This window comes from Arthrobacter sp. Y3223065, from assembly GCF_059090885.1.
In genome coordinates this window covers 467869-486501 of the sequence record NZ_JBNHGC010000001.1, presented here as the reverse complement: position 1 = coordinate 486501, position 18633 = coordinate 467869, and the positions used below count along the sequence as shown (strand labels likewise).

The following is an 18633-nucleotide window of genomic DNA, read 5'->3' as shown; positions in this document are numbered from 1 at the left end:
GTTTACTAAAAGTCAGCGAACCGCTTACGCGATGTCGGTGACCTTGACCTTGGTCAGTGCAGAACGGTAGCCCTGGCGCTTCTTGTAGCCGGTCTTGTTCTTGTACTTCTGGATAACGATCTTCGGGCCGCGGAGATTTTCGACAATCTCGGCGGTGACCTTGACGTTGGCCAAAGCATCGGCAGCAGAGGTGACCTTGTCGCCGTCGACCAGGAGCAGAGCAGGCAGCTCGATGGTGCTACCGGCCTCGCCGGGGACGCGGTCAAGGGTCACGAGGTCTCCAACGGAAACCTTTTCTTGGCGGCCGCCGGCGCGGACAATCGCGTACACCACTTGGGAACTCACTTCTCTAGACGTTTATTACAGTTTTTGCTCGAATACGCAGGCACGACGTGACGGCCTGGAAAGCACTGTGCATCCGCGCCTGCGGGTGGAAACCCTTCGAAGGCGTACGCACCGAAGATCTAGATTACGCTATTGCGGCTATCAGCCGCAAACCAGGGGGCTCCGGGGGTGCCGGGACGGGCTCTGGCGTCATCTTCTCCTGGCGCGGGCGGACTGCAATCCGCTCGGGCGCACCACACAATACTACCGGCCGCGCAGCCCGGGAACGCGCATTTCGCCGTCGCGACACGGCGTCCGCCGATTCCGCGGCGGAAACAAACCTGAGATCGGTGTCCTGCCGGCCTGCCCGCGGCAGCCGGGTGCAAGCAAGCCGGAGGCGGGAACAGGCAGCCCCTCGGAGCCCGGCACAGGCCGAGCCGAGCACGAGGCAGGCCGGGCACAGGCAGGCCGCGGAACCGATGCGGTCCGCGGCCTGCCCGGCATGCGACGGCGCCTACAGCTCCGAGGCCGGTACTCCTACACCCAGCACCACCGGAGCCGCAGCTTCGTTCTTGTCCCCTGCCGCTTCGGCCAGCGCGGACGCGGCCGGAGCGGTGGCGGCGTGGCGGTGGCCGCCGTCGCTCTCCGAAGAAACGGCGGCATCCACCGTCTGGACGGGAGCATCGGCAGCACCCTGCGGGCTGCTGGCTGCACGACGGCGGCGCGGCTTGCGGACGGCGGCCGCCGGCGGGGCCTGCGGTGCGGCAGCCTTCACCGGCCGGGCATCGCCTTGCGGGGCCTGTGGTTCGGCGGCCTTCGCGGGCCGTGCATCGCTTTGCGGGGCCTGGGGTTCGGCAGCCCCGGACGTCCCCACCGCGGCTGGCTCCGGTGTCTCCGCCGGAGCGACCTTGGGCTCCGGCTTCTCCACCGGGGCAACCTTGTTGAAAGCCTCGGTGAGGCTCTCCAAGGTCAGCGACGGCTCTTCCGGCGCGGCCACCGGGGTGTGCACGGCGCGCGGGATGGCCACCGTTTCTCCGTTGATCTCGAGCACGGCGGCTTCGGGTTTCTTGCCGGCCGATGCCGCGGGGACGGCGGTTGCGACGCCGGGATCGTCCGCGCGGCGCGACCTGCGCTTGCGTCCGGAGCCTGCGGGCTGGCCCGACGCTCCGGCGGACGTACCGGCCGCCGCCGCTTCAGGCTTGCCGGCAACGGCTGCCGCGGCGGGTTCTTCGCCGTCGTGCCGTTTGGCCTTGGCCGGCTCCGGGTGCTCTTCCGCCTCGTGGGCGGCGTGGGCTGCGGCGGCGATGTTGGCCAGCGCCGCGCGGGCGGCCTCGGCCTTGGCCCGGCGCTCGGCGTCGTCTTCCTGGACCACGGCGGCCGGGGCCTCGGCGGCAGACTCCTGCCCGCCCTGGCCGCGGCTGCGGCGCTTCTCGCTGCGCGACTGCCGTTCGGAGCGCTTTTCGATGCGGACCTGGTGGTGCTCGGTGGCCGCGGCGGGGCGGCGGTGTTCGACCGGCTCGTCGTGGGTGATCACGCCGCGGCCGGCGCAATGCTCGCACTGCTCGCCGAAGACTTCCAGCAGCCCGGTGCCCATGCGCTTGCGGGTCATCTGGACCAGGCCCAGCGAGGTCACCTCTGCCACCTGGTGCTTGGTGCGGTCGCGCCCCAGGCATTCCACCAGCCGGCGCAGCACCAGGTCGCGGTTGGACTCCAGCACCATGTCGATGAAGTCGATGACGATGATGCCGCCGATGTCGCGCAGCCGGAGCTGGCGGACCACTTCTTCGGCCGCTTCCAGGTTGTTCTTGGTGACGGTTTCTTCCAGGTTGCCGCCGGAACCGGTGAACTTGCCGGTGTTGACGTCCACCACCGTCATGGCCTCGGTGCGGTCGATTACGAGGGAACCGCCGGAGGGCAGGAAGACCTTGCGGTCCAGCGCCTTGTGGATCTGCTCGTCGATCCGCTGGGCGGCGAAAATGTCCGTCTCCGACGTCCACTTCTCCAACCGGTCCACCAGGTCCGGGGCCACATAGGTCACGTAGGCCTCGATCGTGTCCCAGGCTTCTTCGCCGGAAACCACCAGCTTGGAGAAGTCCTCGTTGAACACGTCGCGGACCACCTTGATGGTCAGGTCCGGCTCGGCGTAGAGCATCTCCGGTGCCAGCGTCTTGGTGGAACCGGCACGCGATTCGATGCCTTCCCACTGCGCGCGCAGCCGGTTGATGTCGTTCATCAGCTCTTCTTCGCTGGCGCCCTCGGCCGCGGTGCGGACGATCACGCCGGCGCCGTCGGGAACATGTTCCTTCAGGATCTTCTTCAACCGGTTGCGTTCAACGTCGGGCAGTTTCCGGGAAATGCCGGTCATGGAGCCGCCGGGTACGTAGACCAGGAAGCGGCCCGGCAGCGAAATCTGGCTGGTCAGGCGGGCACCCTTGTGGCCCACCGGGTCCTTGGTGACCTGCACCAGGACCGAGTCGCCGGACTTCAGCGCGAGCTCGATCCGGCGCGGCTGCCCGTCCATGTGGGCGGCGTCCCAGTTGACCTCGCCGGCGTAGAGCACGGCGTTGCGGCCGCGGCCGATGTCGATGAAGGCCGCTTCCATGCTGGGCAGCACGTTCTGCACCTTGCCCACGTAGACGTTGCCGATCAACGAGTCCTGCTGGGTCTTGGACACGAAGTGCTCGGCCAGCACACCGTCTTCGAGCACGCCGATCTGGATCCTGTCGTCGCGCTGGCGGACCACCATCTGGCGGTCGACGGATTCGCGACGGGCCAGGAACTCTGCCTCGGTGATGACCTGGCGGCGGCGGCCCGTCTCGCGCGATTCGCGGCGGCGCTGCTTCTTGGCCTCCAAGCGGGTGGAACCCTTGACCGACGCCACCTTGTTGCTGGGGGCGGTCTCGGTGATGGGCCGCGGTGCCCGCACCCGGGTGACCGTGTTGGGCGGGTCGTCGTCGGCGCCGCCGGTGAGTTCAAGATCGGCATCGCCGCGGCGGCGACGGCGGCGGCGGCGCGAGGTCACGCCGTCCTTCTCCCCCGCGGCACCCTCGTCGGCGGCTTCTGCGGTCTCGTCGCTTTCTTCCGTGCTGCCGGCCTCATCGCTGCCGGTTTCGGCCTCGGAGCGGTTGCGGGTGCGGCCGCGGCGGTTCCGCCGGCTGCGGCGGCGCCCGCCGTCTTCGTCGTCCTCGTCCGAGTCGTCGGCCGCGGCCGGTTCCGGCTTGGCGGCGACGGCGGACAAGTCCGGGGCGTGGAAGAGCAGGGACACCGGCGAGGACGGAATCGTGAACGGATCGGTCCCGGCGACCGCTTCTGCGGCGGTTTCTTCAACCGGGTCTCCCGTGGCGGCGGCCTGCTCCGGTTCGGCGGCCGGGGCCGTCTCCGCGGTGGCGGGGGTTTCCTCGGCAACAGGGGCAGCTGCGGCGGCCGTGGCGGAGCGACGACGGCGGGGCGCCTTCGCGGGCTGCTCCCCTGCCGTACTGCCGGCTGCCGTTTCCGTCCCGGCGGTGTTGCCGGCCATGGCTTCGGCTGCATCGCCTGCGTCGGCCGTCACCGGGGCCGGCGCCGTGGCCGGGGCTTCACCCTCGGCGATGGTGAGTTCGGCGGCTGCTGCCGCGGTGGCCTGGGCCTTGCTGCTGCGGCGGGTGCGGGTTCCGGTGGAGGCGGTGCGACGTCGGCCTGCCGGCTGTTCGGCGGGCTCCGCCGCTCCGTCGGCTTCCGGGCTGGCGTCGGCTTCGACCGGTTCGGCGGCAGGCTGTGCGCCGGCCCCGTCCTGGAGGGTTTCCGGTGCTGCGGCCTCGGCGGCCTTTTCGGCGGCGGTCTTGCGCGGCCGGCGGGTGCGGGTCTTGACGGGAGCCGTTTCGTCCGGCTGGTCGGCGGCGGGTGCACCAGCTGCCGTCGGGACACTGCCCGACTCCGCCGCGGCGGCATCTTCTGGCGGCGCGGCCTGGGCGGCCGCGGCTTCCGCGGCCTTCTGGGCCGCGGTCTTGCGCGGCCGGCGGACGCGGGTTGTCACCGGAGCCGCCTCGGCCGGCTGGCCGCCTGCGGGGTCCTGCCCGGCGGAATCCTGGCCAGCGGGCTGCTCCCCCGCGGGCTGCTCGCCGGCGGCTATCGCGGCGTCGGGCGCCGCGGCGGTCGAGGGGGAAGCGGCGGAGGCATCGCCGTGGTTGTTTGGGGCAGTGGCCGCCGCTGCTGGCACATCAACGTCCAGCTGGTCCTGCGACGGTGCGGACACGGTGGGCTTGCGGCGGGGCCGCGGCGGTTTCTTGGCTGGTACCTCCGGCACGTCGACCGGAGAGGAGGTAGCGGGAATTACCTGTTCATTGTCCATTTAAAGTTGTGCTCCAACCCTTGCGGCACCGGCCACATCCCGGTGCCCTCGGGGGCATGTAGCCGGGTATCCGGGTGCCTTGGGCTGCCCGACACCGAAAGTCGTCTTGGTATCACCCGAGCTCGCGCCATCACGTGGGGCGCGGCACACCCGGGGACCAGCGGCGCTTTTCCGTCTGCCGTAACCTTCTCTTCACCGGCAGGGCCGTCCGGCGGATTCCCAGCGCCCATCCGGATTGATGGGCTGCTTGTTCGGGAAGCATCGCCGACGGACCTGGAAGCCTGTCGCTGGACCAACAGCAGCATGTGGGGCTGCTATTAGCCACGATCATTCTCTCACACCGGGTGCGATTTGGTGAGTAATGGCCGTTCGCTCCGGCGTAGAATCGAGCCACATGCCCCCTAGCCCGAGGATAACGGTGCAGACCCACGCGCAGACCTCCACCTCCCCGGCCGCGACCGCGTCCGGCCAACTGCCGGACAGCGAGGTCCCCGGCGTCGCCCGGGAGAAACCCTTCGCCTGGCTGCTGCTGGCCACCGGCGTTTTCGGCTGGATCATGTCCGGCATCCTGGTCCTGGAACGGCTGGCCACCTACGAGAATCCGGGCCACGTGACCAGCTGCGACATCAACCCGTGGGTTTCCTGCGGCAAGGTGTTCCTGCACTGGCAGGCCGGGCTCTTTGGCTTTCCCAACCCGCTGATCGGGATCGTCGCCTTCGCCGTTCCCATCACGACGGCGGTGGCGATCCTTGCGGGGGCGCGGTTCCGCCGGTGGTACTGGATCGGCCTGCAGATCGGCGTCACGCTGGGCTTCATCTTCGTCGTCTGGCTGTGGAGCCAGGCGCTCTACGACATCCACATCCTGTGCCTGTACTGCATGGGCGTGTGGGCCGCGATGATCCCGCTGATGGTGCACACCACGGCGCGGAACCTGGCGCACGGCGTGATCAAGGCGCCGCCGGCGGTGGTCCGCTTCGCCGGCAGCTGGGCCTGGACCCTGACGGCCCTGCTGTGGATCGTGACCGCCGGGACCATCTTCCTGGCCTTCATCGACGCCTTCCTGGGCTGACCCGGATGGCTTCCTGGGCTGACCCGGGATATACCAGAGGCCGCGTCCCCGTCCGGGGCCGCGGCCTCTGCCGGCTTTTAGCGTCTAGGAGAACCAGATGCCGATCTCGCGCGCGGCGGACTCGGGCGAGTCGGAACCGTGCACGAGGTTTTGCTGCACCTTCACGCCCCAGTCGCGGCCGAAGTCGCCGCGGATTGTCCCGGGGGCGGCGGTGGTGGGGTCGGTGGTGCCGGCCAGCGACCGGAAGCCCTCGATCACCCGGTGCCCCTCGAACACGGCGGCGGCAACCGGGCCGGAGAGCATGAACTCGACCAGCGGCTCGTAGAACGGCTTGCCGACGTGCTCTTCGTAGTGCTGTTCCAGCAGTTCGCGGGTGGCGTTGACCAGCTTCAGTTCGACCAGCGTGTAGCCCTTGGCCTCGATGCGGGCCAGGATGCTGCCGGTGAGACCGCGGGATACGCCGTCGGGCTTGACCAGTACCAGTGTGCGTTCAACGCTCACAATTTCTCCTCATTCGCTTCACGATTAGCTCCGAAAACCCCGTTCAATCCTACGGGACGCGCGCGCGGCGCAGGTCAGCGCCCGGCGTCGTCCGCGGTGCCGACGTCGTCCGCGGTGCCCGCGTCGTCAGTGCCCGGCGTCGTCAGCGGTGCCGGCGTCGTCCGCGCTGCCGGCCTCCGAACCATGCCGGCGTTCCCATTCCGCCTGTTCGGCGTCGCGCTGCGCGTTCTCGCGGTCCAGCCTGCCGCCCGTGCGCACGGCGTACCACCAGGACAGGGCGAAGAGCACGCCGACGACGAACATCACGGGTTCGACGATGCCGGTGGCGATCAGGACCACCTGCATCGCCCAGCCGATGGCGTAGCCGGCCGGGCGGCGCAGCAGGGCACAGCAGAGCAACAGCAGGACGCTCAGGCCGATCCCCAGTCCGAGGATCAGCGCCGCAGGCACGTCGTCCCGGTAAAGCCCGAACACCGCCAGCGTGGCGAAGAAGGCGACAAAGGCTTCCAGCAACAGCACGGTGGAGGCGAACATCGTCTTGATCGAGCGCCGTTTCTTCGGCATGTCGGGACGCCACTCGCGCTGGGCTTTGGTCAGTTTGGCCATGGATCTTGTTACTTTCCTAGCAGGATGCGGGCGTCGGCGACCAGGGTGATGGACCCGGTGATCAGCACGCCGCCGGCGAGGTCGTTGTCGGCTTCGGCTCGGCCGACGGCCCATTCGATGGCATCGTCCAGCCGGGGCGCGATGTGCACTGCGTTCTCGTGGAACCCGGCGGCAATGGCATCCTCGGCCAGCTGCTCGGCGGGAATGGCCCGCGGGGAGTTGGACTCGGTGACGCAGATTTCGTCGGTGAGGTCGCTGAGCTGCTCGCGCAACTGTTCCAGCAGGCCGACGGCGTCCTTCTCCTGCAGCACGCCCACCACCGGGATGAGCTTGCTGAAGCGGAACGCCTCCAGGATGGCCTGCGCGCTGGCCTTCATCCCGTCGGGGTTGTGGGCGGCATCCACGATGATGGTCGGCGCGGTGCGGACCACTTCCAGCCGGCCGGGCGAGGTCACTTCAAGGAACGCCTCGCGCAGGACTTCCACGTTGAGTTCCTTTTCGCCGCCGCCGAGGAACGCTTCCAGCGCGGCCACGGCGACCGCGGCGTTCTGGGCCTGGTGCGCGCCATGCAGGGGCAGCATCAGGTCCTGGTAGCGGCCTGCCAGCCCGTTGATGGTCAGCTGCTGGCCGCCGACGGCTACCTTGCGGGACTCGACGCCGAACTCGACGCCTTCGAAGCGGAAGGGCACCTGAAGGTCCCGCGCCTGCTCCAGCAGCACCTGGGCGGCGTCCAGTGGCTGGGCCGCGCTGACCAGGTATCCGCCGCGCTTGATGATGCCGGCCTTTTCCCGCGCAATATCCTCGGTGGTGTCGCCCAGGAGGTCGGTGTGGTCCAGCGAGATCGGGGTGATCACCGAGACCTGGCCGTCCACCACGTTCGTGGCGTCGGTGATGCCGCCCAGGCCGACCTCGATCACTGCCACCTCCACCGGCTCGTCGGCGAAGATGGCGATGGCCAGGATGGTCACGCACTCGAAGTAGGTCAGCCGCGGCGCGCCCTCCGCGTTTAGTTCCTGGTCGACGATCTCCAAGTACGGCCGGATTTCGTCCCAGACCCGCACGAACGTCTCGTCCGCGACGGGCTCGCCGTCGATGCTGATCCGTTCGGTCACCTTGGACAGGTGCGGGCTGGTGTAACGCCCGGTCCGCAGTCCGTGCGCCCGCAGCCCGGCCTCGATGATCCGGGCCGTGGACGTCTTGCCGTTCGTGCCGGTCAGGTGGATGCTGGCGAAGGCCTTGTTGGGTTCGCCCAAGATGTCCATCGCCCGGAACAGCGGCTCCATGCGTGGTTCCATCTTGTTTTCCGGGGCGCGGCCCAGCAGTTCCGCGTAGACGCTCTCGACGCCGAATTCATCACTCATGGTTTGGTGCCCCTTCAGGATCCGGCTTTTTCCACGGACACGGCGTCGCCGTCCCCGGCCACCAGGACGAGGTCCACGGTGAGGGTTTCCTGCGAGACCAGCCCCTGGTGCAGGGTCAGCGCGTCCAAGACGGACTGGTCCGCCGTCACCGTGGTGCGGATGCGGTCGCTGACCACCAGGCCGGCGTCCTTGCGTGCCTGTTGGATGGCGCGGACGTAGTCGCGGGCCACGCCCTCGGCCTCCAGTTCGGCGGTCACGGCTGTATCCAGCACCAGGAACCCGCCACCGGGGAGCATGGTGACGGCGGCACCGGCCGCTGCGTCACCGGCCACGACGGTTTCCAGTGAGTACTCCGACGGTTCCAGCAGCAGTCCCCCTGCGGTGACGGCACCGGCGTCGTCCACTGACCAGTCACCGGACTTGGCGGCCTTGATGGCCTGCTGCACGTTCTTGCCCAGCCGTGGGCCGGCCGCGCGTGCGTTGACCACCAGCCTCTGCGAGATGCCGAATTCTTCCGGGGCGGCGTTGGCGGCGTCGATCAGCCGGACGGACTTGATGTTCAGCTCGTCCTGAATCATGACGGCGTACTGGCCGGAGAGCCGTTCGGCGCCCGGAACCACCACGGTCAGCGAGGCCAGCGGCAGCCGGACGCGCAGGTTCGCGGCCTTGCGCAGGCTTGAGCCGGACGAGCAAATCTGCCGGGTGGTGTCCATCAGCTCCACCAGTTCGGCCAGCCGCGGGAACGCACCGGCGTCGGGCAGGTCGGTCAGGTGGACCGAACGCCCGCCGGTCAGCCCGCGCCAGATCTCCTCGATGACCAGCGGCAGCAGCGGAGCGGCCACGCGGCAGACCGCTTCCAGTGCCGTGTAGAGCACGTCGAACGCGTCGCGGTCCTCGTCGAAGAACCGCTGGCGGGAACGGCGGACGTACCAGTTGGTCAGCGTGTCCAGGTACTCGCGCAGCGCGTCGCAGGCGCCGGAGACGTCGTAGGCATCGAGGGCCGCCGTCATGTCGCGGACCAGGTCCCCGGTGTTGGCCAGGATGAACTGGTCCAGGGACTCCATGCCCTTGATCCGGTCGGCGTCGCCGAGCACGGAGACGGCCTCATGGCCCGCCCCCTTGTTCGCGGAGTTGGTGTAGAGCTTGAAGAAGTGCCAGACGTTCCACAGCGGCAGCATCACCTGGCGGACGCCGTCACGGATGCCCTGCTCGGTGACGATCAGGTTGCCGCCGCGCAGGATCGGGGAGGCCATCAGGAACCAGCGCATGGCGTCGGAGCCGTCGCGGTCCAGGACCTCGGACACGTCCGGGTAGTTGCGCAGGCTCTTGGACATCTTCTGCCCGTCGGAGCCGAGCACAATGCCGTGGCTGATCACGTTGCGGAACGCTGGGCGGTCGAACAGCGCGGTGGCGAGCACATGCATCGTGTAGAACCAGCCACGGGTCTGGCCGATGTATTCCACGATGAAGTCAGCCGGGTTGTGGCTGTCGAACCAGTCCTTGTTCTCCATCGGGTAGTGCACCTGGGCGTAGGGCATCGAACCGGAGTCGAACCAGACGTCCAGCACGTCCTCCACGCGGCGCATCATGGATTGGCCGGTCGGGTCGTCCGGGTTGGGCCGGACCAACTCATCGATGTACGGGCGGTGCAGGTCGACCTCGCCGTCGTGGTTGCGCGGCAGGATGCCGAATGCTTCCTCCAGCTCGGCCAATGAGCCGTACACCTCGCGGCGCGGGTACTCCGGGTTGTCCGATTCCCACACCGGGATGGGCGAACCCCAAAAGCGGTTGCGGCTGATGGACCAGTCGCGGGCGTTCTCCAGCCACTTGCCGAACTGGCCGTCCTTGACGTTTTCCGGGATCCAGTTGATCTGCTGGTTGAGCTCGACCATCCGGTCCTTGAACTTGGTCACCTCCACGTACCAGGAGGAGATGGCGCGGTAGATCAGCGGCGTGCGGCAGCGCCAGCAATGCGGGTAGCTGTGCTCGTAGCTGGCCTGGCGGACCAGCCGGCCTTCGGCCTTCAGCACGCGGGTGATCGGCTTGTTCGCCTCGAACACCTGCACACCGGCGATCTCGGCCAGCGCGCCCTCGGCGAAGTAGGGCAGGAACTTGGCGCCCTCGTCCACGGAGACGATCACGGGGATGCCGTTGTCTTCGCAGACCTTCTGGTCGTCTTCGCCGAACGCCGGCGCCTGGTGGACCAGGCCCGTGCCGTCGGTGGTGGTCACGTAGTCGGCCACGACGAGCTGCCAGGCGTTCCCGGTGCCCCACTTCCCGGCGTCGGCGTAGTAGTCCCAGAGCGGCTCGTAGCGCAGCCCGGCCAGCTGGGAGCCCAGGTACGTGGCCGTCACCGCATCGGTGGCGGCAGCGGCGTCGTCGTAGCCCAGGTCCTTGGCGTAGGAGCCGAGCAGGTCCTCCGCCACCAGGAACTTATCCCCCGCGGCCTGCGTCCCGTTGGGGCCGGCCGGCAGCACCGCGTAGCTGATCTCCGGCCCGACGGCGAGGGCTGCGTTGGTGGGCAGCGTCCACGGCGTGGTGGTCCAGGCGAGGGCGTTGACGCCGGCGAGCTCCGCCGCCAGCGCGTTGTCCGACCCGTCGGCGCGGATCGGGAAGGTGACCGTGACCGTCTGGTCCTGGCGCATCTTGTAGACGTCGTCGTCCATCCGCAGCTCGTGGTTGGACAGTGGCGTCTCGTCCCGCCAGCAGTACGGCAGCACGCGGAAGCCCTGATAGGTCAGGCCCTTCTCGTGCAGCTGCTTGAAGGCCCAGAGGACCGACTCCATGTACTCGACGTTGAGCGTCTTGTAGTCGTTCTCGAAATCCACCCAACGTGCCTGGCGGGTGACGTACTCCTGCCATTCGTCGGCGTACTTCATCACGGAGGTGCGGCAGGCGTCATTGAACTTGTCGATGCCCATGGACAGGATCTGCTGCTTATCCGTCATGCCCAGCTGCTTCATGGCTTCCAGCTCGGCTGGCAGCCCGTGCGTGTCCCAGCCGAAGCGGCGCTCCACCTTGTGGCCGCGCTGCGTCTGGTAACGGGCCACCAGGTCCTTTACGTATCCGGTCAGCAGGTGGCCGTAGTGCGGCAGGCCGTTGGCGAAGGGCGGGCCGTCGTAGAAGACGAACTCGTTGCTGCCGTCGCTGCCGGCATCGCGGGCATCGACGGAGGCCTGGAAGGTACCGTCCTGCTGCCAGTATTTGAGCACCAGCTCCTCGATCTCGGGGAACTTAGGCGAGCTCTCGGCAGCGGCAGCGCCGGCGGTGGAAGCCTTGGGATAGATCTGTGGCATGTTCGTCATCCTGAAAAGACAGCTCGGCAAGTGTGGGTACTTCTGCGAGGACGTGTCCTGCTCCGGTGCCTCCGGTGCGGCTGAAAAAGCCTCACCGTGCTGCCGGGGCGGAACCCGCGGTACCACCTCACTTGCTGGCCTGATGCGCCGGAACCGACGCAAAGGGACAGCCACTCATTCGCTGCTGTGACGGGCATACCCGTCCGGTTCTACTGAGCCCAGGATGTTGGCCTGCGCTGTTCTTCCGGAAGCTCACCGGTGATGGCCGGGTCAGTGCTGATGACTCAAGTTTACGGCCACGGCGGCGCGGCTGTCGAAACGCGGCGAAAAGCCGGCATCGTTCCCGGACCGTTCGTTCGTCCGGTGGTTGGCCAACCCGTCTTTGCACCACCTGCCGTTCACTCGTGAAGCCCGTCAGTCCTCCAATCAGCGCCAACGTCTGGCCCGAACGTCTGGGCCCTCAGTCGGGTGCTGCTGTGCAGTCTTCAGAAGGGTGGCGGAGTGCCGTCCGGGGGTCCCTGTTCTTGTCGGTTCTCTTGCATGTTCTCTCCCCCGGCCTCCTGCGCGTTAGAGGCGGCGGGTTCATGTCCGTTCTCGGCGTCCGCGGCGGCGGCTTCATGTCCGTTAGCAGCGGCGGCGGCTTCTTGCCCGTTCGCGGCGGCGGCTTCATGTCCGTTACCAGCGGCGGCGGCTTCTTGCCCGTTCGCGGCGGCGGGTTCATGTGCGTTCGCGGCCGCGTCGCGGCTTCTGATTGTTGTCGGGTCGGTGAGAGACCAACCTTCGTCGGGGGCGGTGCTGTGGGTGTGGCCGGAGCGGGTGGTGAAGCGCAGCGTCCCCTCACTGTCCTGAGTGACGGTAGTGCCGCCGTGGTGTTTGGTTTTGTGCCCGGGTCTGCATCTGGCACTGAGATTCTCGAGGACGGTTTTGCCGCCGTTTTCCCAGGCGATCGTATGGTCGATGTCGCAGTGGTCGGCGGGGACGGTGCAGCCGTAGTCGCGGCAGTGGCGGTCGCGCAGCCGGACGAGGCGTTTGAGCCATTCGGGCGGGTGGCGCAGGTCTTTGGCGGCGGCGGCGGCGGCCTTGCCGTAGTCGTCGGTGAGCACGATCAGCCAGGACTTGGCCAGCGCGGCAAGGTCGCGGGTCATGCCCGGCGGGATGGGCCCGTAGCCGGTGAGGTCACCGGGTTCTTCGGAGATCCGGAGCAAGGTTGCAAGGGGCGCAGTCACGGCGACGGACGCGGTGACGTTCCCCGCCCCGCAGATGCACGGCCCGCTCGTTGCGTGCCTAGTGGCTGGTTCGGCGGTTGCCTCCGCCACTGCCGTTGTTGCGGCAGCGGTGCCGCTTCCTTGTACTGTGGCGGCGGGCTGGTAGGCGTGTTCGGGGTAGCGCAGGAGCATGTCGGTGAAGACATCGGCGCGGAGCTGCCCCAAAGTGCGGGTCTCGTCGGCGGTCTGCAGTTTCCTGGCGTGGGCCTGCATCAGGTTGTAGGCCAGCATCGCTTTCTCCGCCGACGTGCGGATGTAGAGTTCGGCCATCCCGTCGTCCTGAGGCAGGTACTGGACGGTGCGGCGTTCCATCGCTGCCTTGTGCCGGGTATCGAGGGGTTCGGGGTGCAGCCGGTCGCGGGCGGTGCGTGCCCGGGCCTGAACGGATTCCAGCGTGATGGCCCCGGCGCCGGGAACGACGTTGGCCTCATAGTCGGCCATGACGGCCGGCGTCAGGTCCATGCCTTTGCGGGCAATCGCCACGGCCCTGGACATATCAATCTCGCCAGCGTCCAGGGCAGCAAGGGTGGCGGGCAGGTACGTGCCGATCTGCTGCGCGTCGGCCAGTTCGGCAGCGGCCCGCTCGCGACGCACAGCCAGGATAGGTGCGAGTTCGGCTGCGGCGTGGCGGGAAATCCCGTCCGGCGCCCCGGCATCGGCGCCGGTGGCCGGGCGCAGCAGCGCCATGCGGTGCACGGCTCGCAACCGCCGCGACTGGGTCCACGCCTCATGCTTGCGGACCGCTTTGAGGTACTCCAGGGCTGACCAGTCATCCAAGGTTCCCGGATCCGTTCCGGCGAGCAGAACGGCCAGTTCCTCCGGACCCAGCTCCTGCCAATCCTTCGCCCACAACTCACGGGTGGGGACACCGCCGTCGGGCAGGGCAGGAACGCCGGATTGTTCCTCCGGCTCCTGTGCCTCGTCCAACGGTTCCGCTGCCATACTTCAACGCTACGCACCGCGCGTCACGGGTAGAAAGGATCTTCGACGTAAGTGCAAAACTGCCAGCCACAGCACGCCTGTGGAGGGAGAGTCTGCAGTGCAGAGGACAGGCGGGCGCTTCTGGAGAACGAGTCTGCGCGTGTAGAGGGTTGGCGGACAAGTCGGCCACTGGTATTCGCTACTCCTGATGAACTCAGCGCGGACACATAGTCGCCCACCACGGCAAGAATCGGAGAGTCTGGCCTTCCTAGTCCAGGCATCCACAGTAGGAAGAAATTTGCCGTTCTTTGCGCATGCTACTTCCGGATCAATTTGTGGGCGGCGGCCTGTGCCACCGGACGCATGACGATCTGGTCAAGGTTTATGTGATGCGGCAGGTTGAGCGAGTAGGCCACGACGTCGGCGACGTCCTCGGCCAGCAGCGGTTTCTCCACACCGGCGTAGACGTTGTCGGCCGCCTGCCGGTCACCGCCGAGCCGGTTCAGCGAGAACTCCTCCGTCTGCACCAAGCCCGGGAGGATGTCGATCACGCGCACGTTGTGTTCCGCTTCTTCCAGGCGCAGGGTGCCGGCCATCGAGTGCTGGGCGAACTTGGCGGCTACGTAGCCTCCGCCGCCTTCGTAGGCCACGATCCCCGCGGTGGAGGTCAGCAGCACGACCGATCCTTCGCCGTTGTCGCGCAAGGCCGGAAGAAACGCCTGGATCATCCGCAGGGAGCCGAGGACATTGACCTCGTACATCTTCTGCCAATCGGCAAGCTTGCCCTCACCGATGGTGTCCGCTCCGAAGGCTCCCCCGGCGATGTTCACCAGCGCGTCGATCCCGCCGCCCGCAAGCACGTCGGCCGCCAACTGATCTACAGAGGCCTGGTCGGTCACATCGCTTGGCATCGCCAATGCGCCGGTTTCTTCGGCGAGCGCGGCAAGCCGGTCTGCACGCCGGGCCACAGCCACTACGTCCCAACCGCTTCCGCGCAGTGCCCGCACGGTGGCGGCGCCGATACCTGAGCTTGCTCCCGTTACTACTGCGCGTTTGGTCATGGATCCCAGCCTAATGGCCAACGAAAACGGGACCCACGGTACGACGCCTCGCCGATGCCACAGCCTGCCCTGGATCCGTCCGTCACTTGCAGGCCCAGTTGTGCCTGAGTGGCGGGAAAGACCAACTCGCCTAGCGAGGGCGCAATTACCGAGTGATCAGCAGGGATTACCGGTTGATCAGGAGGGGTCTCACCGGGATCGCGCACGATACGCGCTCCAGTTCGACGCTGTCTTCGCCAGCAGTTCCCGAATCGCGGTCGTTCCGGCCGGTGTCATCACACCAGTCGACGTTGTAGGGCAGCGCCGTCACCGAGGCCTTGCCGGCCGCAGTCTCGGAGGGGACCGTAAAGGTATAGGTGAAGCCGCCGCCGTCGTTCATCGGAGCGGTTTCGTGAACGACTTCTGCGCCGGAAGCATCTGTCACGATCACTTCAATCCGGGCGTCACTGCCATAACGCGGGTCACAGTCGGCGTCCGGCGCTGACACCGTCACAGCCTGGCCTGAAATCGCCTCCGCAGGGCTCACCGAATACTCCGGCGGGAGACACGGCGGTGCATCGAGCCCGGGGACAACCCCGCAGCCCGCCATGGAACCGCCCAGAACCGCCGCGCCCACCAGGGCCAGGACGGCACCGCGCCATGTGTCACGGCTACCGGCTCGAGTCACCCGCACTCGCGGGCCGCCGACACCAAGCAACTCCCCCATCCGCCGCGGCATGTCAGCCGGATTCCTCGCCGAGTTCTTCCAGGATCAGGTCCCGCAGCACCGCGGCCTGGTTGTGCGTCTCATCCTTGGCGCCGTAGAGAAGGCAAAGCTTCGGATGCTCGCGGGCCAGTTCCAACAAGCGCTTCAGCGCCTCCGAACCGTCCAGTTCCTGACGGTACGCCACCGTGAACGCGTCGAACTTCTCTGGCTGGTGACTGAACTCGTTGCGCAGCTCGGCCGAGGTTCCCGCCTCTTTCAGCCAGAGGTCCAGCCCCGCCTCGTCCTTCTTGATCCCCCGCGGCCAGATCCGGTCCACCAACACCCGGTAGCCGTCGCCGTCGTCGGCCGGTTCGTAGACCCGCTTGATGTGAACGTTCGCCATGGCCGCATGCTACGCGAGGCGGGCCAAGGCAGGTAGGCTGCACCGCCGTCGTGCAGAATCTTCATTCCGTGCCCGGCATGAAAGAATGGCCAGCATGGCAGAACATACCCCGGGCACAGACACGCCCGTCACCGTTAACGTTCCCGACAAGCCCGCCCTCGAAGGCCTTGAGGACGCCCTGACCCGGCGCTGGCGCGAGGAGGGGACCTACAAGTTCAATCCCGAGACCACGCGGGAGCAGGTCTACTCGATCGACACTCCCCCGCCGACGGCTTCGGGCTCGCTGCATGTGGGACACATGTTCTCCTACACCCAGACCGACGTGCTGGCCCGCTACCAGCGGATGCGCGGCAAGAACGTGTTCTACCCGATGGGCTGGGACGACAACGGCCTGCCCACCGAGCGCCGGGTGCAGAACTACTACGGCGTCCGCTGCGACCCGTCGGTGGCGTACGACCCGGACTACCAGCCGCCGGCCACGCCCGCGAAGAACCAGCGCGATTTCGACGTCGTCTCGCGCCGGAACTTCATCGAACTCTGCGAGACCCTGGCTGTGGAGGACGAGAAGGTCTTCGAGAACCTCTTCAGCACCCTGGGCCTGTCCGTGGACTGGGAACTGACCTATCGGACCATCGACGACGTGTCCCGCTCCGTTTCCCAGCGCGCCTTCCTGGCCAACCTGACCTCCGGCGACGCCTACATGGCCGAAGCACCCACGCTCTGGGATGTCACGTTCCGCACCGCCGTGGCGCAGGCCGAGCTCGAGGACCGGGAGATGCCCGGCGCCTACTACCGCTACGCCTTCGAAACCGCCGACGGCGAGAAGATCCACATCGAGACCACCCGCCCCGAGCTGCTGCCCGCCTGCGTGGCATTGGTGGCCAACCCCGACGACGAGCGCTACCAGAAGCTGTTCGGCACCACCGTGAAGTCCCCGCTGTTCGGCGTGGAGGTGGAGGTCAAGGCGCACCCGCTGGCCAAGCCCGACAAGGGCGCCGGCATTGCGATGGTCTGCACCTTCGGCGACCTGACCGACGTGACGTGGTGGCGGGAGCTGCAGCTGCCCACCCGCTCCATCGTGGGCCGCGACGGCCGCATCCTGGCCGACACTCCGGAGTGGATCACCTCCGAGGAAGGCAAGGCGAACTACGCCGAGCTGGCCGGCAAGACCGTCTTCTCCGCCAAGGAGAAGGTCGTGGAGTTGCTGTCCGAGGCCGGTGAATTGGACGGCGAGCCGCAGAAGATGACCCACCCGGTCAACTTCTACGAAAAGGGCGACAAGCCGCTGGAGGTCGTCACCTCACGGCAGTGGTACATCCGCAACGGCGGCCGGGACGCGGACCGGCGGGAACGGCTGATCAGCCGGGGCCGGGAGATCGAGTTCCACCCGGCGTTCATGCGCTCGCGCTACGAGAACTGGATCGAAGGCCTCAACGGCGACTGGCTCATTTCCCGCCAGCGCTTCTTCGGCGTGCCGATCCCGGTCTGGTACCCGCTGGATGCCTCCGGCAACCCCGACTACGACAACCCGGTGGTGCCCTCCGACGAGATGCTGCCGGTGGACCCGGCCGCGGATCCCGCTCCGGGCTACGAGGAGTCGCAGCGCAACCAGCCCGGCGGCTTCATCGGCGACGCCGATGTGCTCGACACCTGGGCCACGTCGTCGCTGTCGCCGCAGATCGTGGGCAAGTGGAGCCGGGACGAGGCGTTCTTCAACAACGTCTTCCCGTTCGACCTGCGCCCGCAGGGCCACGACATCATCCGCACCTGGCTGTTCTCCACCGTGGTGCGCGGCGACGCGCTGAACAGTTGCGCGCCGTGGAAGCACGCGGCGCTCTCCGGCTGGATCCTGGACCCTGACCGCAAGAAGATGTCCAAGTCCAAGGGCAACGTGGTGGTCCCCACCGACGTCCTGGACCAGTTCGGCGCGGACGCGGTGCGCTACTGGGCGGCTTCCGCGAAGCTGGGTGCGGACACGGCCTACGAGGTCGCGCAGATGAAGATCGGCCGCCGCCTGGCCATCAAGCTGCTGAACGCCTCCAAGTTCGTGCTGAACCTGGGCGCCACCGAGGCTTCGGTGCTCGCCAACGACGACGCCGTGGTCACCAATCCGTTGGACAAGTCGCTGCTCGGCCAGCTGGCCGAGGTGGTGGAGACCGCGACGGCCGCGTTCGAGAAGTACGACCATGCGCGCGCCCTGCAGGTCACCGAAAGCTTCTTCTGGTCCTTCACCGACGACTACGTCGAGCTGATCAAGGACCGCGCGTACGGTGCCGCAGGCGAGGCGGAGCAGGCATCGGTCCTGGCCACCCTGGCCACCACGCTGGATGCCCTGCTGCGCCTCTTCGCACCGTTCCTGCCCTTTGCCACCGAAGAGGTCTGGAGCTGGTGGCGCGCCGGTTCGGTGCACCGCGCCGAATGGCCGACGACGGCCGGGCTCGCCCCGATTGCCTCGGCCGCCGACACGGGGCTGCTCGGGACGGTCGGCCAGGCGCTGGGGGGTATCCGCAAGGCGAAGTCCGAAGCCAAGGTCAAGCAGCGCACCGAGGTTCTCACCGCGACCATCACCGGTTCGGCCGCCCAGGTGGCCCAGCTTGAGGCCGGGCTCGGTGACCTGAAGGCCGCCGGCAATGCCCGCGAGGTCCTGCTGAGCGAGGCGGAGGGTGAGCTGACGGTCGCGAAGGTCGAGCTGGCGGCCGCCGAGGCCCCGGCCGAGTAGAGCGCCCCAGGGCGTTCGGGTAGCTGGCTCCAGGCCGTTCGGTGTCCGGTTCGGGCCCGTTAACGAGGGGAAGCCCCATCAGCGTTTAGCCGTTG

Annotated in this window: 12 protein-coding genes; 2 read left to right on the top strand and 10 right to left on the bottom strand. The window is 67.8% G+C overall.

Annotated features, from left to right (window positions below):
- Positions 1-24 precede the first annotated feature (24 nt).
- Together rplU and AC5RUK_RS02160 are read right to left on the bottom strand one after the other, a co-directional pair.
- Complete coding sequence (gene rplU / locus AC5RUK_RS02165) at positions 25-333, bottom strand: 50S ribosomal protein L21 (RefSeq protein ID WP_493977453.1); 309 nt, start codon at positions 331-333, stop codon at positions 25-27.
- Between the two features lie 505 nt (positions 334-838).
- Positions 839-4651 carry an Rne/Rng family ribonuclease gene (locus AC5RUK_RS02160; RefSeq protein ID WP_494151265.1) on the bottom strand — a complete coding sequence of 1271 codons (3813 nt, stop codon included), beginning with the start codon at positions 4649-4651 and terminating at the stop codon, positions 839-841.
- A gap of 394 nt (positions 4652-5045) precedes the next feature.
- Here AC5RUK_RS02160 and AC5RUK_RS02155 point away from each other — a divergent pair, with 394 nt between their 5' ends.
- Positions 5046-5720, top strand: coding sequence for a vitamin K epoxide reductase family protein (locus AC5RUK_RS02155; protein ID WP_494151264.1), 675 nt, complete (start codon positions 5046-5048; stop codon positions 5718-5720).
- Positions 5721-5804: 84 nt separating this feature from the next.
- Here AC5RUK_RS02155 and ndk read toward each other — a convergent pair whose 3' ends face one another.
- From ndk to AC5RUK_RS02115, 8 genes are all read right to left on the bottom strand, one after another.
- On the bottom strand, positions 5805-6221 hold the full coding sequence (gene ndk / locus AC5RUK_RS02150; RefSeq protein WP_493977451.1) for a nucleoside-diphosphate kinase: 417 nt from the start codon (positions 6219-6221) through the stop codon (positions 5805-5807).
- Between the two features lie 126 nt (positions 6222-6347).
- Positions 6348-6827, bottom strand: a complete 480-nt coding sequence (locus tag AC5RUK_RS02145; protein ID WP_494151263.1) for a DUF4233 domain-containing protein — start codon at positions 6825-6827, stop codon at positions 6348-6350.
- A gap of 8 nt (positions 6828-6835) precedes the next feature.
- Positions 6836-8188, bottom strand: a complete 1353-nt coding sequence (locus AC5RUK_RS02140; protein WP_494151262.1) for a bifunctional folylpolyglutamate synthase/dihydrofolate synthase — start codon at positions 8186-8188, stop codon at positions 6836-6838.
- 14 nt (positions 8189-8202) lie between these two features.
- Positions 8203-11493: an isoleucine--tRNA ligase gene (ileS, locus tag AC5RUK_RS02135; protein ID WP_494151261.1), complete on the bottom strand. Its 3291-nt coding sequence runs from the start codon at positions 11491-11493 to the stop codon at positions 8203-8205.
- Positions 11494-11969: 476 nt separating this feature from the next.
- The gene (locus AC5RUK_RS02130) at positions 11970-13691 is read right to left on the bottom strand and encodes an HNH endonuclease (RefSeq protein WP_494151260.1); all 1722 of its coding nucleotides are present in this window, start codon (positions 13689-13691) and stop codon (positions 11970-11972) included.
- 296 nt (positions 13692-13987) lie between these two features.
- Complete coding sequence (locus AC5RUK_RS02125; RefSeq protein ID WP_494151259.1) at positions 13988-14731, bottom strand: SDR family oxidoreductase; 744 nt, start codon at positions 14729-14731, stop codon at positions 13988-13990.
- Positions 14732-14897: 166 nt separating this feature from the next.
- Positions 14898-15218 carry a hypothetical protein gene (locus AC5RUK_RS02120; RefSeq protein ID WP_494151258.1) on the bottom strand — a complete coding sequence of 107 codons (321 nt, stop codon included), beginning with the start codon at positions 15216-15218 and terminating at the stop codon, positions 14898-14900.
- Between the two features lie 232 nt (positions 15219-15450).
- Complete coding sequence (locus AC5RUK_RS02115) at positions 15451-15819, bottom strand: DUF488 domain-containing protein (protein ID WP_494151257.1); 369 nt, start codon at positions 15817-15819, stop codon at positions 15451-15453.
- A 94-nt stretch (positions 15820-15913) separates the two neighbouring features.
- Between AC5RUK_RS02115 and valS the strand changes: the two genes are divergently transcribed.
- Positions 15914-18538: a valine--tRNA ligase gene (valS, locus tag AC5RUK_RS02110; RefSeq protein ID WP_494151256.1), complete on the top strand. Its 2625-nt coding sequence runs from the start codon at positions 15914-15916 to the stop codon at positions 18536-18538.
- The last annotated feature ends 95 nt before the right edge of the window (positions 18539-18633 follow it).